The sequence below is a fragment of the Rickettsia endosymbiont of Oedothorax gibbosus genome (assembly GCF_936269705.1).
Classification (GTDB): Bacteria; Pseudomonadota; Alphaproteobacteria; order Rickettsiales; family Rickettsiaceae; genus Tisiphia.
Map to the genome: position 1 here is coordinate 2536454 of NZ_OW370493.1, position 25941 is coordinate 2562394.

Genomic DNA, 25941 nt, shown 5'->3' on the forward strand with positions numbered 1-25941 from the left:
AAACTAATTTGCAACATATTCGCTACCATTGGTGACTACTGCATAAGCAATCCTTGCTAACTTATTTGCTAAACCAACACATATAATATTATATGATTTATTTTCAGCAAATTTCTTCACTGCCCACTGCACTAGTTTATCTTTCGATTCCTTACCACTTTTTGCTCTTATTGCTATTGTCCTTGCGGCTTGAATCAACATAGTTCTGGCATATCTATCTCCCTGTTTGGTAATCCCTCCTAAAACTATCTTATCTCCTGAGCTATGTTGCTTTGGTACCAAACCAAGCGAAGCAGCAAAATCCCTCGGGGTTGGATAACTTTCCATTGGGGCTACACTCAAACAACTAGCATTGATTGCTCCAATGCCAAAAATTGTCTGCAACCTAGTAGCTTTCTCACTTTGCTTATTATTGCTGATAATCAGCTTTTCTAAAGTTTTCTCTTTGTCACATAAATCCTCAATTTCTTTACATTCTAAAAGTAAAATTGACCGTATCCCAGAATTTATATAACCTTTACTATACGCTAACTCTACCTCCAGCCTACATGATTTGCAAAATTTATTTTTACTTAATTTTATATTATAGCCATATTCACATAAACTTGATATTGTAGAATTAGTTTTTTGCACACGATCTCTGATCGTATTACTTCTAATTTTATGCAAAAATTTTATATCTTGTTCCTCTTTGCTTTTTGGCAGCACAGTTTTTAATTCTGGATCACGAGCCGCTTTGCATATTGCTAACGCATCGTTATAATCATTTTTCTGTTTCGATGTAGCATAAACTTTTACATCTTTTGTTTTCATTAGTTTGACTTGCAAACCAAGCTTAGCAATTTCCTGTGACCAATAATTAGCTCCTCCACATGCTTCCATAGCTACCAATGAACTTTTATCGAGATTGCTTAAATAGGCTATTAACTCATCTCTTGTAACTTTTTGATAACCTATTTTTTTGCCATTTTGATCGACTTGCACCAAGTGCATACTATTTTTTGCTAAATCTATTCCTATTATAGTATTTTTTATGCTATTATTTATCATGGTATGGACCTATTAATTAAATTATTATTTAATTTGGAGCAGCTGAAAACTATTTTTCAGCTGACTCCGTACAAGTAAAGCATATTTCGCTTCACTCGTCCATACCATCATTCCCGCGTAGGCGGGAATCTAGATACCTGCCTTCGCAGGTATGACTCTAACTTTTTTGCTATTCCAGCCCACTAGGATATTAAATATTTGTTATTCATCCTCTTCCATAATTACCGTTTCACTATCAAAAGTAATATTAGTATTATTAGAAGATTTTTGACGAATTAGCTGTTCTATTTCATAGCAGATAGCAGGGTGTTCTTTTAGGTAATGTTTAACATTTTCTCTACCTTGTCCTATACGAATATCTTTATAGGAAAACCAAGAACCAGACTTTTCTATTATTTCCAATTTAACGCCAAGGTCTATTATCTCGCTTTCTTTAGAAATACCACTACCATACATTATATCAAATTCTGCAGTTTTGAATGGTGGTGAGACTTTATTCTTAACAACCTTGACCTTAGTTTGACTACCTACTACTTCATCTTTATCCTTGATTGATGAGATTCTTCTGATATCTAGCCTTACTGAGGCATAAAATTTTAAAGCATTTCCACCTGTGGTAGTTTCTGGACTGCCAAACATGACGCCTATTTTCATTCTAATTTGATTAATGAAAATAATTACACAATTAGTTCTGGAAATTGATGCGGTGAGTTTCCTAAGTGCTTGGCTCATTAATCTAGCTTGTAACCCCATATGGGAGTCACCCATTTCTCCTTCAATTTCTGCTTTAGGTACAAGAGCAGCAACACTATCTATAATGACCATATCAACAGCCCCAGAGCGTACTAGAGTATCGGTTATTTCAAGTGCCTGTTCTCCAGTATCTGGTTGAGAAATAATAAGCTCGTCAATATTTACTCCCAATTTTTTGGCATATGCTGGGTCTAAAGCATGTTCTGCGTCAATAAAAGCACAAGTGCCACCTTTCTTCTGTGCTTCAGCAATTACATGTAAAGTTAAGGTAGTCTTTCCCGAACTCTCTGGTCCAAAAATTTCAATAATCCTTCCCTTAGGGAGACCGCCTATACCAAGTGCTAGGTCAAGTCCTAGCGATCCTGTTGGTATTGCCTCAACGTCTACAGCTCGGCGTTGCCCAAGTTTCATAACCGAACCTTTACCATAACTTTTTTCAATTTGGCTAAGTGCAGCAAGTAGTGCTCTTTCTTTGTCTATAACATTCATTTTTAGAATCTGCTAAATAAAATCAAGTTAAATTTATAAAGTAACATACGAGAGAAATCCAGTAAAATATAGTCAATTGATGAGAAATTGGGGACGAGTGTTACTCGTCGATCCTAGCCCCAAATTCTCCTGAATTAACTATAGTATCACGACGATTTACAAATCGCAACTGAAAATAGAAATATAAGTTAAGTTGCCATTTCCGCCCACCATTGTCATTCTTAGCAACGGCGGGAATCTAGACCTCTACCTTCGCAGGGGTGACACTAATTCTAGCAGGGATGACATCTGCCCCTCTCGAGTTAACTATAACCTGAGTTTGACGTAAGCACCAAACAAAATGCTAAGCATTATATAATAACATAAACAAACTGTTGGTGGTGAGCTATGGTAAAAATAAAACCTTCTTTCAAACTAGTGTGTTAGGAGAAAGAATATTTGAAAAGCAGCAATTCCAAATATGACATTATGGATACATAGGGAAATTTTAGCATTGCGATCCACTCAACTTTAAGACGAATAATCTATTTTTCTGTTAAAGATTTGTATGTATTTTCTTGAATTCTATAAATATTTTTATACAAACTTATCATAATTCACGTTATTACGTCAGTTCGGGATAAGATATAGATGAAATAGTAATAGATAAAAGGATTGTCAAAAAGGAGTGCCTGCAGTATTTATATTTTTAAACAAAAAAACAAACTACAGGCATGAAAAAAGATATCACAGAATTATATAGTTTTATAGATGATTTTTGTAAAATTTATTTGGAGTATGAACAGAGAAAGTTATTACCATCAAATAAGCAAAGAAATCGCTGTTGTAGCATGAGTCTAAGTGAAATGTTAACAATAATAATTATGTTTCATACATCCTATGCTAAGAATTTTAAATTTTTCTATAAAAGTTATATAGAGTGCATGCATAAGGATGATTTTCCCAAAGCCTTGAGTTATAATAGATTTGTTGAATTAATGGCACGATTATTCATACCGCTAAATATGTTGATTCATTTGTTGTTTGGTGAGGAAACAGGTATTTATTTTATTGACTCTACAACGATTAAAGCTTGTCACAATAAAAGGCGTTATAGCAATAAAGTTTTTAAAGGATTAGCCAAACATAGTAAATCCTCTATGGGGTATTTTTATGGTTTTAAATTACATGTAATAATCAATAATAAAGGGGAGTTTATGGCATTAAAAGTGACCAAAGGCAATGTAGATGATAGGGTTCCAGTACCGGAGTTAACAAAAAGATTAACTGGAATTATAGCAGCTGATAAAGGTTATATTAAGCAAAATTTGTTCTTAAATTTATATGAAAGAGGCTTAAAAATGATTCATGGAATTAAGAAGAATATGGAAAATAAATTAATGGATTTGAAAGAAAAAATCTTACTTCGAAAGCGTAACTTAATTGAAACAGTTTTTGATTATCTAAAAAATAAAATGAACCTTGAACATACTAGACATAGATCACCAATAAATGCCTTTGTCCATATATTATCTACTCTTGTTGCTTACTCATTAAAGAAAAATAAACCTTCAACAAAATTTGATTTTAATCTACATGTTCACAATATCCTTATCCCGAATTGACGTGAGTTGTAAACGTTGCCTAATTAGAGGGCATAAAAATAACCAATATCATTGTCATCAAGTATTACAAGGGGCTATTGTAAAATTTGGGTTACGACAAGTAATACCAGTAATGCCTGAGGAAATTCGTGTACAAGATGGTGATGAGAAAGAGGATTGTGAGACGAATGCTTTCAAGAGATTTTTGACAAGATTTAGAAAGGATCATGATAAATTAGGGATAATAATCAATGCTGATGCCTTATACCAATTGCAATAATTAACACGGTGTGTTTATCCAGTCTCTATACATAATTGATTTTACTAAATCTACATTATGAGCAAATTGATTCCAAGCGTAACAAGCCATAGTGACGATATCTTCATATACACCATAACATTGGTTAGACAAGAAATGATTTTTGATCCATTCCCAAACTTGTTCCATTGCATTAAGTTCCGGTGCATAGGGCGGAAGCGGTATCAAAGTGATATTGCTTGGCACAGTTAGTTTTTTGGCTGTGTGCCAACCTGCATTATCCGTTAGTAAAGCTATATGTCGGTTGCCTTGAATACTGCGAGAAAGCTCTTCTAAGAATTTATTCATTGCCTGTGTGTTTGCATATGGTAAAATTAATGCAAAAGCTTCTCCTGTATCATGGCAAGCAGCTCCATAAATATATGTTGAAATGAATTGCTGTTGCCGAACTTTACGGGGTCTAGTGCCACGCTTAGCCCATATACGAGTTAAGCTACCTTGTTGCCCAACTCGAGTTTCATCCTGAGACCATATATCAACTTTACATCTATCGATATTTTTTGGTAATAATTTTGTTAACATGTCTGGGAAGTTTTTTTATATGTATTTTGAGTCTCTTGATTTGACTTTGGATGCATTGAACGAGAAGTAATCCAGCTAAAACCAAGGCGGTGCATAGTATTGTAGACTGTTTTTAAAGCGCATTTAGCACCATATTCCTCAAGTAACATGATATGTAGCTCCTTTCCAGTTATATACCCACCAGTTTTACTTTCACTGAGCGTATTGATTTTATCAAAAAGAGCAGACTCTTGTATAGTGTTAATCTTCCTAGGGGCGCCGCTTCTTTGTGATTCAAATAATCCTTCAAAACCATGATTCCTAAATCTTCTGAGCCATGATTGCACAGTTTTCCAGTGTGACTTCACTATTTCAGATATGGCTTTTAAAGATTTGCCTAATTGAAGGTGATACATCGCCAATAAACGTATACGATTTCGACCATGCGGCTCATGTTTCATCATTTTTATAAAATCATGACCATGAAAACCTTGTGGTAATATTAACCTAGCCATTTGAGTACCTTTATCAGTTAAAAACCCATTTTACACCACTGCGTTAATTATTGCAATTGGTATCAGATAATGCTAAAACAATAATAGACGGAGCAAGAGCACGTTGGAAAATAGAGAACGAATGCTTTAATAGCTTAAAGAATCATGGTTATAATATAGAACATAATTACGGTCATGGTTCTGAGAATCTATGTTATAATTTCTACAATTTTACTTTGTTAGCATTTACTATTCATCAAATACACCAATTAGTTGATAAATTATTTCAAGAAATGAGGGAGCAATTTGGTAGATTAGGATCGTTATGGGAACGAATAAGAAGTTTAGTAGACCTTTTTTTCTTTGAATCAATGGAAATGTTATGGGAGATATTAGCTGGCAAACGAGATTACAGAGTCCCGCCAATATAGATTCGACCTATCAAAAGCTTTTTCTAGAGCAATAGACTTATTTATTGCTGGAAGTGTAATATAGTGAGTTGACATTGTTATAAAAAGGCGATACAATAATGTCATTATTAGCAACTATGAGTAATAGGATGACAACAAGAAGATATAGAATAATATATGAATCGTATGATCATAAGCAACCCACTACAACAATTTCAAGAGTAGAAGTACTTAATGGCGAGCTTAACGAACCAAGTAATTGTCTAGATTTTTCCATAGGTTTGGATAATCAAATTGCTTTAATTCAAGGAGTACAGGATATAGTTTTGCAGGAAAAGATTCAATTAATCCATAAACTAACAAAAGTTACTTGCCCTAAGTGTAAAATTAAAATGCATAAGACTGGTGTAAATAAATCTACTTTTCACGATGTTTTCACTGATCATAACATTGTAATACAGAGATTTAAATGCCATAATTGCGGATATGAAACGCACTCTACCGTCCGCACGTTATTGCAGGGAGTAATTTCTGGTGATTTAAAAAAAATACAAGCTACACTAGGTGCTACACATAGTTTTAGAGAAGGAGAGAAATTATTTGAATTATTTTCTGGTAAAGATCGGCAAATTAATAATCATAATCGTATTAAACAAGTTACAGAATCAGTTGGCAATGCTATTGAAGATATCAATGCTGATGAGAAGGAAATGCTCATTACTGAAGATGCTGTTGAACTAATATTAAATGTAGATGGAGGACATATAAAGACAACAGAGGATCAACGTAGTATGGAGGCTATGGTGGCTGTAGTTTACAAACCAGAATCTATAAAATCAAATAGTCAAGATACCAGGAATTATATTATAAGTAAGAATTGTGCAGCGTCAATTAAGGATGATCGTCAAAAACAAATTATAAGTTCTACTATTATTGCAGCATTGAAACAAGGCTTAAGCCCAAAAACACATATTACCGCACTATGTGATGGGGCGGCAAATTGCTGGAATATAGCAAAGGCACTAGAGCCTTTGTGTGCTAAAATAACTTATATTTTAGATTGGTTTCATTTGGGTATGAAATTTGAGAATATATCGTTACCAAAAAGGCTAAAAGAAGATCTGATGCATATCAAGTGGCATTTATGGAGAGGAGATGTGGAGAAGGCGATGATAAGATTTAAAGAAATATTAGCACTGACAAAAGAAGAACAGCATCATGATAGGATTAAAAAATTATCCCAATATGTTGATAATAATAAAGATAAAATTGTGGATTACTCAACAAGGAAGGATCAAGGGCTGATCTTTACTAGTAATCTTGCTGAATCAACTGTTGAGAGTTTAATCAATCAAAGATGTAAAGGGCAGCAACACATGAGATGGTCTAGAGAGGGGTTAAATCCTATTTTGCAATTAAGATCTATAATCCATAGTAATGATTGGTCTAGCAAATGGAAAACTGCGGTACTAAATGCTGCTTAATAATTCACTATATTACACTTCCATGTCTCTATCTTTGATTTATCTACAGATTGAACATTATCCATTAATGTCTTATGATTATTGGGTTTTACTTTAAAAATATAATTAGCTTTATGATCACGAATTGTTTCTATCACTGGAGTTGTTGCATATAAGGCATCAGCATTGATTATTATCCCTAATTTATCATGATCCTTTCTAAATCTTGTCAAAAATCTCTTGAAAGCATTCGTCTCACAATCCTCTTTCTCATCACCATCTTGTACACGAATTTCCTCAGGCATTACTGGTATTACTTGTCGTAACCCAAATTTTACAATAGCCCCTTGTAATACTTGATGACAATGATATTGGTTATTTTTATGCCCTCTAATTAGGCAACGTTTACAACTCACTTTATCAGAGCTGTAATATTGTGTACCATCAACATTTAATAAGTATTTACCAGGAAATATTTGATATTGTTCTAGATGCTTCCCTCGTTGTAATTTACTAAATAATTCTTTGAAAATAGGTCTAAACGTTACGTCACTATCTACTTGGTCTATTACGTTCCTCATCCCCTGATCGCTAGGAAGCGATTGTACTGTAAACATGCTACGCAGATTATTACGTTGTTCCTTCCTTTCCATACGCCTTTGAAATTCTAGCAAAGATACTGATTGAAAATACATACACGCCAAACCAGATAACATAATATCTGCTATACTATTACTACTATTTACACCCCTTCTATCTTCTATACCAGCAAATCTATCTGCAATCATACTTCTGATTGCACTAAAACTTAAATGTTTCTTTGAATGCATAACTTGATACCAATATTATATTGATATTATCTTAGATAATTTATCCAACTTTGACTACTTTTTTAACTATTCCTCTACGAAAAACTTATTCCATATCCTTTTACTTACCTTCCTTCTATGACATATTTGGAATCGCTGTCTAAAACCCGCATCCTCTTTTGATTTTCAACAATTGTGCCTATTACCTTTCCCGTCCTGTGCTTTGGGCTTTGGGCTTTGTTATTGCTATTTCCAAGAGCTATTTTCATAGCATTACCAATTTGTACTAGTGTGGATAGCGGTTTTAAAGTAGTTTTTAATAATGTCATATCTTGTAAAAAATGTGCAGGAAGGATATTTTTTGTTTTATCTTTAACTAAATTTACAAAAGTTGAAACGATTTTTTCTCTGTTTGGTGTTAATTTGACTGCTTCTTGTATTTGAGATGTGATAGTAAATATATTTTTTGTTGCTTTATAACAACAATCTAATTTTTCAATGATGCTTTTATTAGGATTTAATGTAGCGAGGAGGTTTTCTTTTATAGCGGATAATTCTGGTTCGATTGAATTTTTTAGAGCTTTTTCTTTATTTGGCGTATATCCAAGGATTTTACTCACGCTATCAGATATGACATTAACAACCCCAATTATACTACCTTTACTATAGGGAATTTCTTCAGACAAGTCAATAAGTTTTTTAAAAGAATCTTTTTCTTTTGGATCTTGTGCAACCGATTTTTTAACTTTGTTCAAAGAGTCACTATCCAACCCTAATGCCGCTACAGCTACAGGTGAAGCTCCAGTTATCTCTGATATTTCAGCAATTTGTTTTGCTTTGCAGCATTTTTCTTTAAGATATGGATGTTGTTCTATTTTTACTAATTTTTCTTCAACTGCTCCTAGTTTTGCCTTCCAATTATCTACTGTTTTTGTTAGATTTTCCGTACTGAGAAAAGATTTTACCGAATCTAACAAGCCACTTCCTTTGAGTACCAAACCAACTATCGGCATTTGTATAGATATTAAAGCAATTAATAAATTTCCACAAAAATCGATAATCTTTTCTGACGCTCCAGGATACGAGGCATTTAGTTTGTTTTGAAACTGTAAAATACTTTCAAGAATGTTTATTATGTATTCAATAAAAGTACTTTCAAAAAACCACATTTCCTCTTTTGTTTGTTCTTGTTCGTCAAGATATTTATCTAATTCATCTAAGGAATTGCCGACTGTTTTTTTAAAAGCTTCAGCTATTTCTCGGGTTTGTTGTTGAGTATGTTGTTGAGTATGTTGTTGATCATTCGAATCTGAATCTACAAATATGTCATATATATAACCAGCTCTTTTCTTTATGTTTTTTAAGTTACTAGAAAACATTTTGAATGTGTTCGTAGAATCAAACTTCAATTGCTGTACAGTAGCAGCAATTGAAGGGTTTGATAAGATACTAGGTAAAGCACTTTTTGCAAGGAAAGAATATAAGTTAGGCATAATAAATTTAATTTAAATTTTTTAATTGATAATCTACCATCTTGTTTAAAGATAATACAAATAAAAACTATAGTTTAACACTGTTATGTTGCTCTTAAGGTTAGTTTTTGATATGTTACATATTAGCTATAATATGTTAGCTTTTACAATAGGTCAATTTTTAGCTCAATGATAGCTTTAACTTGTTGCAGAATCTAGCCAATTTTTTAACATAAACATATTTAGAATCAACTATGTATAAATTTACACGTTTTGTTACGCATTTTTCCATTATCATTTTGTTCAATTGTTCAGTTTTGGCTGTCGACTTACCTAGTGCTTTATCTAGTGCGTATGATAATAATGGTGATTTAAACGTCCTTAGACAGAATTTTTTAGCTGAGGTTGAGCAATTTTCTGCAGCTTTTTCAGGTTTTATGCCTAGCATATCTTATAATATTGATTATAATGTTAGTGGTAGTAAACCGGATAGTCAATATGCTCATTCTTCTAAAAGAGAGGTAAGATCAAAACAAGGAGCTTTTATGTTAGAGCAGCCTATATTTAATGGTGGTAGTAGTGTTGCAGCTTTGAAATCTGCCCAGTCAGCTTTCAGGGCATCGCGTGCTAAATATTATGAGGGAGAGCAGAAGGTTCTTTTAAGCTTAATAAAAAATTATCTCGAATGTTATGAAACAAAAGAAAAATATAAGATTTCTGAGATTAGTCTAAAAATGACCAAACATAACTTAGACACCATCGAAGAAAAACTAAAATTAGGTGAAGCAACATCAATAGATTTAGCTAGTGCCAAGGCATCTCTTGCAGCAGCTGAGACTAATAGATTAAACCTATATGCTAATTATCAAGCAACAAAAGCAAACTTCATTCGTCTGTTTGGTATAGAAGCTGATGATATTGCTATGCCTTCTATGCCCGACAATTTGCCTAATTCATTAGAGGATTTAATACAGAGAGCGGTAAATGTTAATCCTAGCATAGATAATACAAGACATAGTGTTAGAAGTCATAAAGCTGCCGAGATAGCAGCAAAGGCTGAACTTTTGCCTAAGGTAAGTTTTAAAGTTCAATCTGGTAAAACTTACTATATTCCAGAAAAGCCAATGGATCGCCTCAATAATAGAAGCACCACATCAACCTTATCAGTTAACATACCTATTTATTCTAAGGGTACTGAATATTCAAAAATTAGGAAAGCTAAAAATAGTACTAGGAGTGCTGCTATTCAACTTGATGATACAATAAAACAAATACGGGCAAGTGCTATTGGTAGTTGGGAAGGATTTGAAGCAGCAAAATCTAGAATTATTGCCGCATCACAAGGGGTAGAAGCTGCCCAAATAGCTTATGATGGGACAATACAGGAAGAAGTTGTTGGCTCTAAAACAGTCTTAGAAGTTTTTACTGCTGAAGAAAAATTATATAATGCTAAGATAGCAAAAGTTGATGCACATAAAGGCTCTATCTTAACGGCTTACCAAATTAAATCTTTATTGGGAGAATTGACGGCAAAAAGCTTGAATTTGAAAGTTAAATATTTTACTCCTGAAGATGAGTTTAAGGGACTTAAGAAAAAGCTTATTATAGGTTTTTAATTATGAGTAAAGATCATAAGAAAAATCAAGATATGTCAATTGAGGAGATATTGAAATCAATTAAAGGGATGATTGATAATCGTAGTGGCAGCCAATCTAATGATGACGATATATTAGAATTGACTAATATAGTAGGTGAGGGGGAAGTCTTGCATGAGAAAACCTGGGTTAAAGAAGATGGACTAGAGGATAATCCCCAGAGCCAATTAACAGAAGAATTATTGCAGGAATCGTTGATATCCGATAAATCGGCAGCAGAAACTACTAAGATTTTTCAACATTTCTCGAAAGCAGCTCAAGAGATTAACGCAAATGCAAACTCTAAGGTTAAAACGTTAGAGGAGCTAGTTGTTGAGATGATAAGACCGCAATTGAGACAATGGTTAGATAAAAATTTACCTTTATTAGTAAAGCAGTTAGTAGAAAAAGAGATTCAAAAGTTATTGCCAAATGATCAAGATAAATGAGAGATAACAAAAATAACTTAGTGCAGGAAGTAAATTATGTTACAATTACAGTGATGTCGTAAGGTTAGTTGAGTTAGCATACTAATAATATAAAATAATGTGAGAATTCTAATGTACTTTAATAGAACTCTTGAAAATGAGAGTAGGAGTTTTGTCATTCTAAAATTATTAGCTAGATTAAGTTGTAAAAAATTTCTGGTAATACTTCTAATAACTATTTTTTTGTTTACAGATAATGTTTATTCTGCCCCACCACCTCTTCCTCCAGCATTGCCACAATTAGAAAATGATAAAGTCAATAAACATCAAGAAGATTCAGGAGAGACAGATTCTTTGCTGAAAGAAATACAGCAGTTTATGCACTCCGAGAAAGATGCTCAAATACCAGAATCAGTAAAACCAATATCCACCCCACAAGATAGCAGTAAGGAAGAGGGCGAAACCGATTCTTTCATTGATTTAGGAGATAATAAATTACCAATTCTAGAAAATACTCTAGATGATAAAAAAATAAATAACCCAAAAGAATCAGAACAATTAGATAAAATTCCATCTCAGAAGATTGAGCTAGAAGAGTCCAATAAAAACAATAATAATATTAATAACCATTCTACCCTACCACCAGCTGAAAATCATAATACAGAGAGTCAAGATACTGTACCGCCTATAACTATGCCTGATAAAGAGAAAAATTCAGTAGAGTTGCAGCAAGTAGGTAGTGAAGATAAAAAGGAAGTGGTTACGCCTAATTTAGATATATTACCTTCTTCACAAGAAAAAAAGCCGACTGAGGCTCAAGCAACTCCCCATATCATACCAGCAATATTACCTAAGGAAAATACTGAACCTAAAGTGACTGAACCTGCCATTGCACCAGTTATTCCTAAAGGCTCCCCAGTTTCTGTGACACCACAAGCTCAAACAGCTGTACCAGTATTCGTAAAAGATAATAAGGCATCAGAGCAATCTAGTAAGGTTGTTGAAGAGAGAGCAGTAAATAACAAACAACCTGATAAATCTACTCCAATTGCTAAAAGTTCAACTAGTAGCATTAAAGAAATATCACCGGAAATAGCTCTTTTCATAAAAGATGAAAAACAAATGTTATTTTTGCCAGATGATGATATAGTATTAGGAGAGCTTACAGAACAAGCAAGATTAAATCAAATGCCGATATATGCATTTATTCAAATGTTTAAGAAAATTTGTGATAGCGAGCATAGAGAAAGTCAAAGAAAGGTAATAAATAGGTTTATTGATAATTATAATATTGATGTGCATGTTGCTAGTAGTATAGTAAATGATGCAACAGATAGAGCGTTTGAGGCGGTTAGAAAAAATAATTTATTTGCTCTTAGGGTTCTTTTGGATAATTACTCAATCATTCAAAAAAAGGGGAATGATAATTACACTCTTTTACATGAAGCTGCAGAAATTGGCAATTATTATATGGCAAATTTTTTGATTATGCGTGGGATAAACATTAAAGCTACTGATTATCATTATAGAACAGCATTAGGAGTCTCTGATGAACAAAATAATAATGTTAGCTGTTTGATAAGGAAGGCAACAGCAAATTAGTTTCGAAAGAAGGAATCATGAAAACTATTACTTTCCCTATCATGTCTTTTTGTGTTTTTTTAAATTTAGATTTTTCCTAATAGCTCGAACATAGTTTTACCGATATCAGCTGGCGATCTAGTGATAGTGACCCCTGCACTCTGTAGTACCTCCAATTTATGTTCGGCTGACCCCTGTCCATTAGAAATAATCGCACCAGCATGCCCCATCCTTTTCCCTTCAGGAGCAGTAATACCAGCAATGAAACTAACTATTGGTTTTTTAATCTTTGAATTTTTTATTAATTCAGCAGCCTTTTCTTCAGCATCTCCACCTATTTCACCAATCATAATAATCGATTCTGTTTCATCATCTTTTAAAAACATTTCAATACAATCAACAAAATCAGTACCATTAACTGGATCCCCACCAATACCAATACAGGTGGATTGACCAAGACCAATAGCTGTAGTCTGTGCTACTGCTTCGTAAGTTAAAGTACCTGACCGAGATATAATTCCAACTCTTCCTCTCTTATGAATATAACCAGGCATTATGCCAATTTTACACTCATCAGGAGTAATAATACCTGGACAATTAGGGCCAATTAATCTAGTTTTTGATCCTACTAATGCCCTTTTGACCTTTATCATATCAAGTACTGGTATACCCTCTGTAATACACACTACTAATTTAATACCTGCATCTATAGCTTCCAAAATTGAATCAGCAGCAAATAGTGGTGGAACATAAACAACGCTGGCAGTAGCCTCAGTTTTTTCAACTGCTTCATGTACTGTATTATATACGGGTAGATCTAAATGAGTATTACCACCTTTTCCAGGTGTCACTCCTCCTACCATCTTAGTGCCATAATTGATGGCTTGTTCAGAATGAAAAGTCCCTTGTGAACCAGTAAAACCCTGGCAAATTACTTTTGTGTTTTTATCAACTAATATTGACATATATACCTTTTCCGTATTTTTTAAGATAATGATTAAAATAGACCTCTTTTGAGACTAAGAAGCTGCAATAAAGTACCCTTTTAATTTTACAAAACATCTTGGGTTATAACAGAACCCAATCTTAATTAGTTCCTAGGCTCTGTGAACAAAATTTTAATTGTTTAGATTTCGACTCTTTTTAGCTGCAAATTATAAGATTTTTTTGAAATAGAACTAACTATTCCGGCAAAAATCTTATAATTTGCAGCTAAAAAGAGTCGAAATCTAAACAATTAAAATTTTGTTCACAGAGCCTAGAAATTAAAAAATTATTTTGTGACAATGATTAATTTAATAATTCATTAATTTACTGTAGTTTCAGTAATTCATTGATTTTAGTAATAGATAGTCCAGTAATTTTCGCTACTTCTTCAATAGAGCTGCCATTATTTATCATCATTTTTATTAATTTAGCTTCACCTCTAGCTTCTCCGATTTTAATACCATCTTGCACTCCGATTTTGATACCATCCTGTAGCCCTATCTCTATCCCTTCTTCTTTCCATACTTGAGCTATACTAGGCATAAGTTCTTCTCCTTTTTCTTTAGTTAAACTATTTTTTAATATTTTTTCTAACTCTATTTTATCATTTTGCTCAATAAAGGTCAAAGTATACTGTAATAGATTTCTTATATGGTCATAGCCTATTGTTATTTCACTCAATTTAGGCAAGAGATGAGAGATTTCTTGCCATCTCTTCAGTAATTGACGTTCGTGGATGTGTTTGAGGAAAAATAACAAAATCCCAGACCATACTTTCTCCTTGAGTTCTTCATCAGGAATATCATGTACGTTAATAAGCTGACAATCATTTATCCAGAAACCTCTAGCTAAATCTGGATGGCTAAATAAATTCCATATATTGAGCGATGCGTTATATTTCTTCTTGCCATTATAAATTATTAGGGGATAAATTAATGGAAGGCTTTTAGCTTTAGGATTAGTAGTTAAATATAGATCGCAAATATTAATCATATATTTAAATAACCTAAACGCCATCATTTTATCAACAGTACTTTGATGTTCAAATAGCAAAAAAATATAGCCATCCTGATCATTAAACTTAACAGAAAATAATACATCTGAAATAGTTTCAGAAAGGTCTGGCTCAATAAAACTATCTTTTTCTAATTTTAAAGATGTACTATTTATTAAAGCCAGCACATCCTTCGGCAAATGAGTTGCCAAAAACTCTTGAGCAACTATTGGATTCTCCATAGATTTGCGAAAGATTTTGTCATGTTTTGGCTTGTCTGAGGTCATAATTTCCCAGGGTGTTTTGGCACTAAAGTTAAAAAATTATTTCGTAATAATGCCTAAGTTCATACAATTACTTTACCGCAGCGACAATTTTAACAGCAGCATCACCTAAATCATTTGCAGCGATTATTTTTAAACCAGAATTTGCTAAAATATTTTTACCTAATTCAAAATTGGTGCCGGCTAAACGTACAACTAGTGGCACTTTAATACCAATCTCTTTTACTGCAGCAATAATCCCTTCAGCAATTATATCGCAACGCATTATACCACCAAAAATATTAACTAAAACTCCCTGTACATGCAGGTCTGATAAAATTATTTTTAGAGCCTCCGTTACTTTTTCACGATCAGCTCCACCGCCAACATCTAAGAAATTTGCTGGTTCAGCCCCATAAAGCTTGATAATATCCATTGTTGCCATAGCTAACCCAGCACCATTTACCATACAACCAATAGTACCATCCATCTTGACATAACTAAGACCAAGGCTATTTGCTTGCATTTCAAGAGCATTTTCTTCATCATTATCTCGCATATTTAAAATATCAGGATGTTTAAATAATGCATTATCATCAAAGTTAATTTTAGCATCAAGTACCAATAAACTACCATCAGGTTTGGTTATTAATGGATTAATTTCAATTTGGTTAGCATCAGTTGCTATAAAAGCCTGATAGGTTGATTCAACAATTTTCATCATTTGTTTAGCTTGTTCATTTTTAAAGCCAAGCTTGTATGCTATTTGACGACAATGAAATGGTTGTATACCCGTTGCCGGATCAACTGATACTTTGATAATTTTCTGTGGGGTATTATGAGCAACTTCTTCAATATCTACACCACCTTCAGTAGAAGCTATAAAAGTTACTTTACTATTACTACGATCAAAAACAGCACTAAAATAATATTCTTTTAGAATATCACAGCCAGATTCAATATATAAACGACGAACCTTTTGCCCAGCAGATGATGTTTGATGAGTTACTAGGTCAATTCCAAACATCGCGTGAGCTGCCTTCTTTGCCTCTTCTTTGCTTTTTACAACTTTTACACCACCAGCTTTTCCCCTACCACCTGCGTGAATTTGGGCTTTAACCACATATATTTCTGCCTCTAAATCATCAATTAGTCTATCGATATCTTCTTTTTGCGATATCACAACTCCTTTAGAAGTAGGTATACCATATTGTCTCAAAATCATCTTTGCTTGGTATTCATGAATATTCATTTTGATAATTTTTTAAATAATTTAATCCTATATTCTTATACAATAAATGTTACCCATCTGTAAAGCATCATTTAGTTTTCATTATCCTACATCCGCTAATCTAGGAGACTACCAGCGATTCCAAATATGTCATAGAAGGAAGGTAAGTAAAAGGATATGGAATAAGTTTTTCGTAGAGGAATAGTTAAAAAAGTAGTCAAAGTTGGATAAATTATCTAAGATAATATCAATATAATATTGGTATCAAGTTATGCATTCAAAGAAACATTTAAGTTTTAGTGCAATCAGAAGTATGATTGCAGATAGATTTGCTGGTATAGAAGATAGAAGGGGTGTAAATAGTAGTAATAGTATAGCAGATATTATGTTATCTGGTTTGGCGTGTATGTATTTTCAATCAGTATCTTTGCTAGAATTTCAAAGGCGTATGGAAAGGAAGGAACAACGTAATAATCTGCGTAGCATGTTTACAGTACAATCGCTTCCTAGCGATCAGGGGATGAGGAACGTAATAGACCAAGTAGATAGTGACGTAACGTTTAGACCTATTTTCAAAGAATTATTTAGTAAATTACAACGAGGGAAGCATCTAGAACAATATCAAATATTTCCTGGTAAATACTTATTAAATGTTGATGGTACACAATATTACAGCTCTGATAAAGTGAGTTGTAAACGTTGCCTAATTAGAGGGCATAAAAATAACCAATATCATTGTCATCAAGTATTACAAGGGGCTATTGTAAAATTTGGGTTACGACAAGTAATACCAGTAATGCCTGAGGAAATTCGTGTACAAGATGGTGATGAGAAAGAGGATTGTGAGACGAATGCTTTCAAGAGATTTTTGACAAGATTTAGAAAGGATCATGATAAATTAGGGATAATAATCAATGCTGATGCCTTATATGCAACAACTCCAGTGATAGAAACAATTCGTGATCATAAAGCTAATTATATTTTTAAAGTAAAACCCAATAATCATAAGACATTAATGGATAATGTTCAATCTGTAGATAAATCAAAGATAGAGACATTGAGCCTTAGAAGGAACAAATTGATAATTGAATGGGTTAATGATGTTGAATTATTTACTAGCACTAAGGTAAGAACAAATTATATAGCGGCATGGGAGCTAGTGCCGCAGAAAGATGGTAGTAACAAAAGTCAGTATTATGGTAAATGGATTACTGATCTAGAAATCACCTCAGATAATGCTAAAACAATAATAGACGGAGCAAGAGCACGTTGGAAAATAGAGAACGAATGCTTTAATAGCTTAAAGAATCATGGTTATAATATAGAACATAATTACGGTCATGGTTCTGAGAATCTATGTTATAATTTCTACAATTTTACTTTGTTAGCATTTACTATTCATCAAATACACCAATTAGTTGATAAATTATTTCAAGAAATGAGGGAGCAATTTGGTAGATTAGGATCGTTATGGGAACGAATAAGAAGTTTAGTAGACCTTTTTTTCTTTGAATCAATGGAAATGTTATGGGAGATATTAGCTGGCAAACGAGATTACAGAGTCCCGCCAATATAGATTCGACCTATCAAAAGCTTTTTCTAGAGCAATAGACTTATTTATTGCTAACCGTTGGTTTTTACCAAATTGATTACAATAACGTGAATTATGATAAGTTTGTATAAAAATATTTATAGAATTCAAGAAAATACATACAAATCTTTAACAGAAAAATAGATTATTCGTCTTAAAGTTGAGTGGATCGCAATGCTAAAATTTCCCTATGTATCCATAATGTCATATTTGGAATTGCTGGCACGGTGGGTGCTTATTCGGCACTAATTCAGGTTAATTGACTATAGCTATAAATTTTATAATAAATTGATAATATAACGATGTTCAAACTTTTTTACGTATTTTTTAAATTATTTTTAATATTAGGGCTAATAGCTATTAGTGCTTGTATATATTTGTTGTATAATTACTCTAAGGATTTACCGGACTACTCACAACTTGCCGATTATCATCCACCATCGGTAACAAGAGTGTATGCTCAAAATGGAAAATTAATGGAGGAATATGCTTTAGAACGTAGAGTTTTTGTACCTATTAGTAGTGTGCCACGCTCTCTTATAGAGGCTTTTATTTCAGCTGAAGATAAGAATTTTTTTGAACATTCAGGAGTTGATATTATAAGCATAATCAGAGCAGCAATACTAAATATTTCTAATATTGTAAACCACCGTAGGGTGGAAGGAGGGTCAACTATTACCCAGCAAGTAGTCAAGAATTTTTTGTTAACCTCCGAGGTATCGATAGAACGTAAGATTAAAGAGGCGATTTTATCCTATATGGTCTCAAAAACCTTTACTAAAGATCAAATTTTGGAGCTATATCTTAATCAAACATTTTTTGGTAGGGGGGCCTACGGAGTTGCCATGGCTGCTCAAAATTATTTTAATAAATCTATTGACGATTTAACTCTTGCTGAATCAGCTTTTATTGCTGGGTTACCAAAAGCTCCATCAAATTTTAACCCGGAAAGAAATTATGCCAGGGTAAAAGAGCGTAGAGATTATGTCATTATGAGAATGTTGGAAGATGGTTATATAACGCAAGAAATAGCAAAAGAGGCAATAGATACGGCAATTACTTTACAAAAGCGGGATCGTAGCGAAACCGTTACAGCCGGTTATTATGCTGAGCAAGTGCGGGAAGAAGTTATTCGCAGAATTGGCAGTAAAGAATATTTTTATACCGGAGGCTTAACAGTCATTACCTCACTTGATGCTAATATGCAGCAAGCTGCAGAGAATGCTCTTAGAAAAGGTATAAGAGAATATGACAGAAAACATGGTTTTAGAGGAGTTATCACTAATATAGATATAAATAACTGGCAAGATAATTTAAATAAACTAACAAAGCCACCAGCCATTCTAGAATATCAATTGGCGGTAGTATTAAATGTTTCAGATAATCAAGCGGAAATTGGTCTTTGCGACTTGAGTAAGTCCAAAATAGCTTTATCAGAAATGAAATGGGCGAAAAATAACCTTAAATCTGCAAAAACTCTTTTGCAGAAAGGGGATGTTATAGTAGTCGAAAAAATAAATGCTAATTACTCTTTAAGGCAAATTCCTACTGTTAATGGGGCTATTATGGTGATGAATCCTACAACAGGGCAAGTACTTGCGAGTGTTGGTGGGTATGATTTTGCGGTTAGTAAATTTGATCGTGTTACCCAGGCTTTACGACAACCAGGGTCACTCAGTAAAACTTTCGTTTATCTTGCTGCTTTAGAAAACGCCATCCAGCCAAATAGAATTTTTGAAGATAGTAAAGTAGAGGTTCCACAAGGTCCTGGTATGCCAATTTGGCGACCAAAAAATTATAAAGGAGATTTTTTGGGTTTAATTACTATGCGTACAGGTCTTGAGAAATCGCGAAACCTTATTACTGTCAGGGTAGCACAATCTATAGGACTAAACAAAGTTGCTGAAATAATCAAGCGATTCGGCATTAATAATGAGCCAAAGAGATTTTATTCTATGGTGCTTGGTTCGCTCGAAACCACGTTAAAAAAAATGATAACTGCTTATGCAATAATTGCCAATTCAGGGAAAAAAGTCACCCCACATTTTGTCGAACTCATTAAAGATCGTAACGGTAAAATAATTTATCGTAGAGACAATAGAGAATGTGAAAATTGTAGTGTATCTGATTCCCAGCTTACTGATAACGTATCACCGCCTATCTTGTCTCAACCAGATTGTCGAATGATTACCGATGAGGCAAGTGATTATCAGATTGTCTCATTTCTTACTGGAGCAGTTGAAAGAGGTACCGCAATAGCTGCAAAGAAACTTGGTAAGGTTATAGCTGGTAAAAGCGGTACCACCAATGAGAGTATGGATACTTGGTTTATTGGTTTTACTCCCAAAATAATTGTTGGAACATATATTGGCTATGATACACCAAAAACACTTGGAAAAACTGCCACAGGGTCAAGTGTTGCCTTGCCAATATTTATCGACTTTATGGAAAAGGCATATTCTGATATCCCTTCACTGGCGTTTAAAATACCAGAATCGATTAAATTATTACCAGTAAATCCACAAACCGGTAAAATTACCTCTTCTGGTAGTATTATGGAAGCATTCAAAACTCATGATATACAGATATTAGATTATCAACAAGAGACCCAAGATAATGATGATTTCCATAATAGCTCACCTGAAAAAGATAATTCTCAGGAGGTATATTAGGCTCTGTGAACAAAATTTGTCTAGACAACGGATAATACTATGATACTATTTCAATTATTGCCTGACAGTAACGTTTGAGTACTCATTTATTAAATTATTGAGTTGTTTTTATGTTAATATACTCTATGTTTCTGTAGTATTAGCTAAACCTCCACATGAATATTTATCAAATGCTTTTAAAAGTGTGCTTAAAAATTTTGAAGAAAACCCTAGAATGCTCATATATGGACGAGTGAATTTGTCAACAAAGAAAATAAAAAAATAGAGCCACAAAGGAAGCGGTCATATATTCGGCATCGAGTGCCATAATGGTTTCTGCATTCTTATAAATATCCTTGAGTGACCTCTCATTCCCACGGCTTCTAGAGCCTCGACATAATTACGGATTTTATTCAGAATACTTATTACGTCAGTTCGGGATAAGATATAGATGAAATAGTAATAGATAAAAGGATTGTCAAAAAGGAGTGCCTGCAGTATTTATATTTTTAAACAAAAAAACAAACTACAGGCATGAAAAAAGATATCACAGAATTATATAGTTTTATAGATGATTTTTGTAAAATTTATTTGGAGTATGAACAGAGAAAGTTATTACCATCAAATAAGCAAAGAAATCGCTGTTGTAGCATGAGTCTAAGTGAAATGTTAACAATAATAATTATGTTTCATACATCCTATGCTAAGAATTTTAAATTTTTCTATAAAAGTTATATAGAGTGCATGCATAAGGATGATTTTCCCAAAGCCTTGAGTTATAATAGATTTGTTGAATTAATGGCACGATTATTCATACCGCTAAATATGTTGATTCATTTGTTGTTTGGTGAGGAAACAGGTATTTATTTTATTGACTCTACAACGATTAAAGCTTGTCACAATAAAAGGCGTTATAGCAATAAAGTTTTTAAAGGATTAGCCAAACATAGTAAATCCTCTATGGGGTATTTTTATGGTTTTAAATTACATGTAATAATCAATAATAAAGGGGAGTTTATGGCATTAAAAGTGACCAAAGGCAATGTAGATGATAGGGTTCCAGTACCGGAGTTAACAAAAAGATTAACTGGAATTATAGCAGCTGATAAAGGTTATATTAAGCAAAATTTGTTCTTAAATTTATATGAAAGAGGCTTAAAAATGATTCATGGAATTAAGAAGAATATGGAAAATAAATTAATGGATTTGAAAGAAAAAATCTTACTTCGAAAGCGTAACTTAATTGAAACAGTTTTTGATTATCTAAAAAATAAAATGAACCTTGAACATACTAGACATAGATCACCAATAAATGCCTTTGTCCATATATTATCTACTCTTGTTGCTTACTCATTAAAGAAAAATAAACCTTCAACAAAATTTGATTTTAATCTACATGTTCACAATATCCTTATCCCGAATTGACGTTTATTCATTAACTCTTTAACTTTCGTTCTCTTTATTGTTACTATTCTTTACTCGCAATATTTATCAATTACCAATTTTTATTTAGTTGACATAGTTTCTTCTTTTTTCTCAACTAAACTAATTTGCAACATATTCGCTACCATTGGTGACTACTGCATAAGCAATCCTTGCTAACTTATTTGCTAAACCAACACATATAATATTATATGATTTATTTTCAGCAAATTTCTTCACTGCCCACTGCACTAGTTTATCTTTCGATTCCTTACCACTTTTTGCTCTTATTGCTATTGTCCTTGCGGCTTGAATCAACATAGTTCTGGCATATCTATCTCCCTGTTTGGTAATCCCTCCTAAAACTATCTTATCTCCTGAGCTATGTTGCTTTGGTACCAAACCAAGCGAAGCAGCAAAATCCCTCGGGGTTGGATAACTTTCCATTGGGGCTACACTCAAACAACTAGCATTGATTGCTCCAATGCCAAAAATTGTCTGCAACCTAGTAGCTTTCTCACTTTGCTTATTATTGCTGATAATCAGCTTTTCTAAAGTTTTCTCTTTGTCACATAAATCCTCAATTTCTTTACATTCTAAAAGTAAAATTGACCGTATCCCAGAATTTATATAACCTTTACTATACGCTAACTCTACCTCCAACCTACATGATTTGCAAAATTTATTTTTACCTAATTTTGTATTATAGCCATATTCACATAAACTTGATATTACAGAATTAGTTTTTTGCACACGATCTCTGATCGTATTACTTCTAATTTTATGCAAAAATTTTATATCTTGTTCCTCTTTGCTTTTTGGCAGCACAGTTTTTAATTCTGGATCACGAGCCGCTTTGCATATTGCTAACGCATCGTTATAATCATTTTTCTGTTTCGATGTAGCATAAACTTTTACATCTTTTGTTTTCATTAGTTTGACTTGCAAACCAAGCTTAGCAATTTCCTGTGACCAATAATTAGCTCCTCCACATGCTTCCATAGCTACCAATGAACTTTTATCGAGATTGCTTAAATAGGCTATTAACTCATCTCTTGTAACTTTTTGATAACCTATTTTTTTGCCATTTTGATCGACTTGCACCAAGTGCATACTATTTTTTGCTAAATCTATTCCTATTATAGTATTTTTTATGCTATTATTTATCATGGTATGGACCTATTAATTAAATTATTATTTAATTTGGAGCAGCTGAAAACTATTTTTCAGCTGACTCCGTACAAGTAAAGCATATTTCGCTTCACTCGTCCATACCATCATTCCTGGTGGTTCTATGCTATTAATTGATCACGATAAAAGCAAGTCGATTAGTCAAGATACCGAACCTATAGAGCAAATATCACAGCCATTTGTTAATACGTTACCTGCATCAGCAACCATAAATGTATCTCCAAATAATTTATTAAGAGACTCCTATGATAATCGCGGAACAGACTTAAGTGATCAAAGCACAGATTCTCTTGTTGAGATTAGTGATAATTCTGATAATTTGTTCACATCATTAGATTCTACGAGTCTGTCCTATAGTTTGTGTAAGTTGCAAAGAAAGCAGTAAGAGATTACTGTAAAAAAAGTAACTTAAGCAAGCAAGGAGGAATTATGGCTAAAAAATTAGATACAGATAAAGATACATTAAACATCAGTAATCAGCTAGTAGAAGAATTATTATCAAAAGCAGATCCATCGGAGTTATTTGGTCGAGATGGTTTATTTCAACAGCTAAAGAAGCAAATAGTTGAGAAAATATTAGCAAGTGAGTTGGATCATGAATTAGGATATTCAAAACATAGCAAGATGGCAAAAGTAGATAATAATCGTCGTAATGGTAGCTATGAGAAGACAGTAATTGATGGGGATGGTCGTAAGCTGACAGTAGAAGTACCAAGAGATCGGGAAGGAGAGTATAATCCTCAATTAATACCAAAAGGGCTGAGGAGATTTAATGGATTTGATGAGAAAGTGATATCCCTTTATGGTCGCGGTATGACAGTCAGCGAGATCCGAGGGCATTTAGAAGAAATATATCAAACTGATGTATCTGGTGACTTGATATCCACCATAACAGATGGGGTAATAGAAGAAGTAACTAGGTGGCAAAATCGTTGTTTAGATAGGGTGTATCCAATATCACGTCAATTCGGGATAAGGATATTGTGAACATGTAGATTAAAATCAAATTTTGTTGAAGGTTTATTTTTCTTTAATGAGTAAGCAACAAGAGTAGATAATATATGGACAAAGGCATTTATTGGTGATCTATGTCTAGTATGTTCAAGGTTCATTTTATTTTTTAGATAATCAAAAACTGTTTCAATTAAGTTACGCTTTCGAAGTAAGATTTTTTCTTTCAAATCCATTAATTTATTTTCCATATTCTTCTTAATTCCATGAATCATTTTTAAGCCTCTTTCATATAAATTTAAGAACAAATTTTGCTTAATATAACCTTTATCAGCTGCTATAATTCCAGTTAATCTTTTTGTTAACTCCGGTACTGGAACCCTATCATCTACATTGCCTTTGGTCACTTTTAATGCCATAAACTCCCCTTTATTATTGATTATTACATGTAATTTAAAACCATAAAAATACCCCATAGAGGATTTACTATGTTTGGCTAATCCTTTAAAAACTTTATTGCTATAACGCCTTTTATTGTGACAAGCTTTAATCGTTGTAGAGTCAATAAAATAAATACCTGTTTCCTCACCAAACAACAAATGAATCAACATATTTAGCGGTATGAATAATCGTGCCATTAATTCAACAAATCTATTATAACTCAAGGCTTTGGGAAAATCATCCTTATGCATGCACTCTATATAACTTTTATAGAAAAATTTAAAATTCTTAGCATAGGATGTATGAAACATAATTATTATTGTTAACATTTCACTTAGACTCATGCTACAACAGCGATTTCTTTGCTTATTTGATGGTAATAACTTTCTCTGTTCATACTCCAAATAAATTTTACAAAAATCATCTATAAAACTATATAATTCTGTGATATCTTTTTTCATGCCTGTAGTTTGTTTTTTTGTTTAAAAATATAAATACTGCAGGCACTCCTTTTTGACAATCCTTTTATCTATTACTATTTCATCTATATCTTATCCCGAACTGACGTAAGTAGTTACTGAGTTAAAGAATCGAGGAATTGAACAAATTTATGTTGCTTGTGTGGGGTTTAAAGGGCTTTCCAGAAGCTATAAGCAGTGTATTCCCGAGTACTATAGTACAATTATGTATTGTACATATGGTTCGCAATTCAGTAAAGTATGTGTCATATAAAGATTTAAAAGAGGTCACATCAGATCTAAAACAAATTTATACAGCTAATAATGACGAAATGGCACGTTTAAAACTTCAGCAATTTGGTGTAAAATGGGATAAAAAATATCCGGTAATTTCTGATATTTGGCAACGTAATTGGTCTGGGATAATACCGTTTTTTGCCTTTCCTGAAGAGAACAGAAAGGTAATTTATACTACTAACACTATAGAATCTGTAAATCGTCAAATTAGAAAAATTATCAAAAATAAGGGGGTGTTTCCAGATGATAAGTCAATTCAAAAAATAATATTTTTATCCCTACAAAATGCAGCCAAAAAATGGACCATGCCTATTAAAGATTGGTCTTTAGCTTTAAATCAATTTGAAATACTTTGTGGAGATTTTAAATATGATTTATTGGAAAATAAAAAATGAACTTTGTGAGTAGACCTAACCAATTGCTTGGTTAAGCCCCTCCTCAGAACCGGACATGCAGAGCTACCGCATCCGGCTCCCGA

At 33.0% G+C, this 25941-nt stretch carries 23 protein-coding genes; 12 read left to right on the top strand and 11 right to left on the bottom strand.

Annotation, left to right across the window (positions count from 1 at the left end; translation table 11 throughout):
* Window positions 1-3: 3 nt before the first annotated feature.
* Window positions 4-1050 carry an IS110 family RNA-guided transposase gene (locus tag NBW66_RS13890; RefSeq protein ID WP_250311085.1) on the bottom strand — a complete coding sequence of 349 codons (1047 nt, stop codon included), beginning with the start codon at window positions 1048-1050 and terminating at the stop codon, window positions 4-6.
* A gap of 201 nt (window positions 1051-1251) precedes the next feature.
* Window positions 1252-2292 carry a recombinase RecA gene (gene recA, locus NBW66_RS13895; protein WP_250311315.1) on the bottom strand — a complete coding sequence of 347 codons (1041 nt, stop codon included), beginning with the start codon at window positions 2290-2292 and terminating at the stop codon, window positions 1252-1254.
* Window positions 2293-3005: 713 nt separating this feature from the next.
* Between recA and NBW66_RS13900 the strand changes: the two genes are divergently transcribed.
* Both NBW66_RS13900 and NBW66_RS13905 read left to right on the top strand, forming a co-directional pair.
* Window positions 3006-3896, top strand: coding sequence for an IS982 family transposase (locus NBW66_RS13900; RefSeq protein WP_250310582.1), 891 nt, complete (start codon window positions 3006-3008; stop codon window positions 3894-3896).
* A gap of 1 nt (window position 3897) precedes the next feature.
* The gene (locus NBW66_RS13905; RefSeq protein WP_250311316.1) at window positions 3898-4155 is read left to right on the top strand and encodes a hypothetical protein; all 258 of its coding nucleotides are present in this window, start codon (window positions 3898-3900) and stop codon (window positions 4153-4155) included.
* Here NBW66_RS13905 and NBW66_RS13910 read toward each other — a convergent pair whose 3' ends face one another.
* On the bottom strand, window positions 4156-4716 hold the full coding sequence (locus NBW66_RS13910) for an IS630 family transposase (RefSeq protein WP_250310543.1): 561 nt from the start codon (window positions 4714-4716) through the stop codon (window positions 4156-4158).
* Complete coding sequence (locus NBW66_RS13915; RefSeq protein ID WP_250310542.1) at window positions 4710-5210, bottom strand: helix-turn-helix domain-containing protein; 501 nt, start codon at window positions 5208-5210, stop codon at window positions 4710-4712. The genes NBW66_RS13910 and NBW66_RS13915 overlap by 7 nt, the downstream gene beginning before the upstream one ends.
* Window positions 5211-5260: 50 nt before the next feature.
* On the opposite strand from NBW66_RS13915, the gene NBW66_RS13920 reads away from it, so the two are divergent.
* Window positions 5261-5620: a hypothetical protein gene (locus tag NBW66_RS13920; protein ID WP_250311317.1), complete on the top strand. Its 360-nt coding sequence runs from the start codon at window positions 5261-5263 to the stop codon at window positions 5618-5620.
* Window positions 5621-5718: 98 nt separating this feature from the next.
* Window positions 5719-7083: a UPF0236 family transposase-like protein gene (locus NBW66_RS13925; protein WP_250311117.1), complete on the top strand. Its 1365-nt coding sequence runs from the start codon at window positions 5719-5721 to the stop codon at window positions 7081-7083.
* On the opposite strand, the gene NBW66_RS13930 is transcribed toward NBW66_RS13925, so the two are convergent.
* A complete protein-coding gene (locus NBW66_RS13930) occupies window positions 7080-7892 on the bottom strand; it encodes a transposase (RefSeq protein WP_250311318.1) in 813 nt (270 codons plus the stop codon). The genes NBW66_RS13925 and NBW66_RS13930 overlap by 4 nt on opposite strands.
* A gap of 104 nt (window positions 7893-7996) precedes the next feature.
* Window positions 7997-9364 carry a hypothetical protein gene (locus tag NBW66_RS13935; protein ID WP_250311319.1) on the bottom strand — a complete coding sequence of 456 codons (1368 nt, stop codon included), beginning with the start codon at window positions 9362-9364 and terminating at the stop codon, window positions 7997-7999.
* 233 nt (window positions 9365-9597) lie between these two features.
* Here NBW66_RS13935 and NBW66_RS13940 point away from each other — a divergent pair, with 233 nt between their 5' ends.
* The 3 genes from NBW66_RS13940 to NBW66_RS13950 all read left to right on the top strand — a co-directional run bounded on the left by NBW66_RS13940 (window position 9598) and on the right by NBW66_RS13950 (window position 13007).
* Window positions 9598-10959 carry a TolC family protein gene (locus NBW66_RS13940; RefSeq protein ID WP_250311320.1) on the top strand — a complete coding sequence of 454 codons (1362 nt, stop codon included), beginning with the start codon at window positions 9598-9600 and terminating at the stop codon, window positions 10957-10959.
* Between the two features lie 2 nt (window positions 10960-10961).
* A complete protein-coding gene (locus NBW66_RS13945) occupies window positions 10962-11426 on the top strand; it encodes a DUF2497 domain-containing protein (protein WP_250311321.1) in 465 nt (154 codons plus the stop codon).
* Window positions 11427-11648: 222 nt separating this feature from the next.
* Window positions 11649-13007: an ankyrin repeat domain-containing protein gene (locus NBW66_RS13950; protein ID WP_250311322.1), complete on the top strand. Its 1359-nt coding sequence runs from the start codon at window positions 11649-11651 to the stop codon at window positions 13005-13007.
* Window positions 13008-13072: 65 nt separating this feature from the next.
* On the opposite strand, the gene sucD is transcribed toward NBW66_RS13950, so the two are convergent.
* The 3 genes from sucD to sucC form a co-directional block, all read right to left on the bottom strand.
* Window positions 13073-13951: a succinate--CoA ligase subunit alpha gene (sucD, locus tag NBW66_RS13955; protein ID WP_250311323.1), complete on the bottom strand. Its 879-nt coding sequence runs from the start codon at window positions 13949-13951 to the stop codon at window positions 13073-13075.
* 346 nt (window positions 13952-14297) lie between these two features.
* The gene (locus NBW66_RS13960; protein WP_250311324.1) at window positions 14298-15254 is read right to left on the bottom strand and encodes an Rpn family recombination-promoting nuclease/putative transposase; all 957 of its coding nucleotides are present in this window, start codon (window positions 15252-15254) and stop codon (window positions 14298-14300) included.
* 67 nt (window positions 15255-15321) lie between these two features.
* Window positions 15322-16482, bottom strand: a complete 1161-nt coding sequence (sucC, locus tag NBW66_RS13965) for an ADP-forming succinate--CoA ligase subunit beta (protein ID WP_250311325.1) — start codon at window positions 16480-16482, stop codon at window positions 15322-15324.
* Between the two features lie 250 nt (window positions 16483-16732).
* Between sucC and NBW66_RS13970 the strand changes: the two genes are divergently transcribed.
* From NBW66_RS13970 to NBW66_RS13980, 3 genes are all read left to right on the top strand, one after another.
* Entirely contained in the window at window positions 16733-18037 is a 1305-nt protein-coding gene (locus tag NBW66_RS13970) for a transposase (RefSeq protein WP_250311217.1), read from the top strand.
* Between the two features lie 317 nt (window positions 18038-18354).
* The gene (locus NBW66_RS13975; RefSeq protein ID WP_250311326.1) at window positions 18355-20724 is read left to right on the top strand and encodes a penicillin-binding protein 1A; all 2370 of its coding nucleotides are present in this window, start codon (window positions 18355-18357) and stop codon (window positions 20722-20724) included.
* A gap of 513 nt (window positions 20725-21237) precedes the next feature.
* The gene (locus NBW66_RS13980) at window positions 21238-22128 is read left to right on the top strand and encodes an IS982 family transposase (protein WP_250310582.1); all 891 of its coding nucleotides are present in this window, start codon (window positions 21238-21240) and stop codon (window positions 22126-22128) included.
* A 120-nt stretch (window positions 22129-22248) separates the two neighbouring features.
* Here the strand turns inward: NBW66_RS13980 and NBW66_RS13985 are convergent, their stop codons facing one another.
* Complete coding sequence (locus NBW66_RS13985; protein ID WP_250311327.1) at window positions 22249-23295, bottom strand: IS110 family RNA-guided transposase; 1047 nt, start codon at window positions 23293-23295, stop codon at window positions 22249-22251.
* Between the two features lie 450 nt (window positions 23296-23745).
* Here NBW66_RS13985 and NBW66_RS13990 point away from each other — a divergent pair, with 450 nt between their 5' ends.
* A complete protein-coding gene (locus tag NBW66_RS13990) occupies window positions 23746-24303 on the top strand; it encodes a transposase (RefSeq protein WP_250311275.1) in 558 nt (185 codons plus the stop codon).
* Here the strand turns inward: NBW66_RS13990 and NBW66_RS13995 are convergent.
* Complete coding sequence (locus tag NBW66_RS13995; protein ID WP_250310582.1) at window positions 24279-25169, bottom strand: IS982 family transposase; 891 nt, start codon at window positions 25167-25169, stop codon at window positions 24279-24281. The genes NBW66_RS13990 and NBW66_RS13995 overlap by 25 nt on opposite strands.
* A 149-nt stretch (window positions 25170-25318) precedes the next feature.
* On the opposite strand from NBW66_RS13995, the gene NBW66_RS14000 reads away from it, so the two are divergent.
* A complete protein-coding gene (locus NBW66_RS14000; RefSeq protein WP_250310813.1) occupies window positions 25319-25858 on the top strand; it encodes an IS256 family transposase in 540 nt (179 codons plus the stop codon).
* Window positions 25859-25941 lie beyond the last annotated feature (83 nt).

Excerpts from the sequence above, each read along its gene's own strand:
- NBW66_RS13890 (WP_250311085.1), bottom strand. The coding sequence starts at position 1,050 with ATGATAAATAATAGCATAAAAAATACTATAATAGGAATAGATTTAGCA.
- NBW66_RS13915 (WP_250310542.1), bottom strand. The coding sequence starts at position 5,210 with ATGGCTAGGTTAATATTACCACAAGGTTTTCATGGTCATGATTTTATA.
- NBW66_RS13970 (WP_250311217.1), top strand. The coding sequence starts at position 16,733 with ATGCATTCAAAGAAACATTTAAGTTTTAGTGCAATCAGAAGTATGATT.
- NBW66_RS13975 (WP_250311326.1), top strand. The coding sequence starts at position 18,355 with ATGTTCAAACTTTTTTACGTATTTTTTAAATTATTTTTAATATTAGGG.
- NBW66_RS13910 (WP_250310543.1), bottom strand. The coding sequence starts at position 4,716 with ATGTTAACAAAATTATTACCAAAAAATATCGATAGATGTAAAGTTGAT.
- sucC (WP_250311325.1), bottom strand. The coding sequence starts at position 16,482 with ATGAATATTCATGAATACCAAGCAAAGATGATTTTGAGACAATATGGT.
- NBW66_RS13985 (WP_250311327.1), bottom strand. The coding sequence starts at position 23,295 with ATGATAAATAATAGCATAAAAAATACTATAATAGGAATAGATTTAGCA.
- NBW66_RS13935 (WP_250311319.1), bottom strand. The coding sequence starts at position 9,364 with ATGCCTAACTTATATTCTTTCCTTGCAAAAAGTGCTTTACCTAGTATC.
- NBW66_RS14000 (WP_250310813.1), top strand. The coding sequence starts at position 25,319 with ATGTTGCTTGTGTGGGGTTTAAAGGGCTTTCCAGAAGCTATAAGCAGT.
- NBW66_RS13995 (WP_250310582.1), bottom strand. The coding sequence starts at position 25,169 with ATGAAAAAAGATATCACAGAATTATATAGTTTTATAGATGATTTTTGT.
- NBW66_RS13930 (WP_250311318.1), bottom strand. The coding sequence starts at position 7,892 with ATGCATTCAAAGAAACATTTAAGTTTTAGTGCAATCAGAAGTATGATT.
- NBW66_RS13925 (WP_250311117.1), top strand. The coding sequence starts at position 5,719 with ATGTCATTATTAGCAACTATGAGTAATAGGATGACAACAAGAAGATAT.
- NBW66_RS13960 (WP_250311324.1), bottom strand. The coding sequence starts at position 15,254 with ATGACCTCAGACAAGCCAAAACATGACAAAATCTTTCGCAAATCTATG.
- sucD (WP_250311323.1), bottom strand. The coding sequence starts at position 13,951 with ATGTCAATATTAGTTGATAAAAACACAAAAGTAATTTGCCAGGGTTTT.
- recA (WP_250311315.1), bottom strand. The coding sequence starts at position 2,292 with ATGAATGTTATAGACAAAGAAAGAGCACTACTTGCTGCACTTAGCCAA.
- NBW66_RS13980 (WP_250310582.1), top strand. The coding sequence starts at position 21,238 with ATGAAAAAAGATATCACAGAATTATATAGTTTTATAGATGATTTTTGT.
- NBW66_RS13900 (WP_250310582.1), top strand. The coding sequence starts at position 3,006 with ATGAAAAAAGATATCACAGAATTATATAGTTTTATAGATGATTTTTGT.
- NBW66_RS13945 (WP_250311321.1), top strand. The coding sequence starts at position 10,962 with ATGAGTAAAGATCATAAGAAAAATCAAGATATGTCAATTGAGGAGATA.
- NBW66_RS13940 (WP_250311320.1), top strand. The coding sequence starts at position 9,598 with ATGTATAAATTTACACGTTTTGTTACGCATTTTTCCATTATCATTTTG.
- NBW66_RS13990 (WP_250311275.1), top strand. The coding sequence starts at position 23,746 with ATGGCTAAAAAATTAGATACAGATAAAGATACATTAAACATCAGTAAT.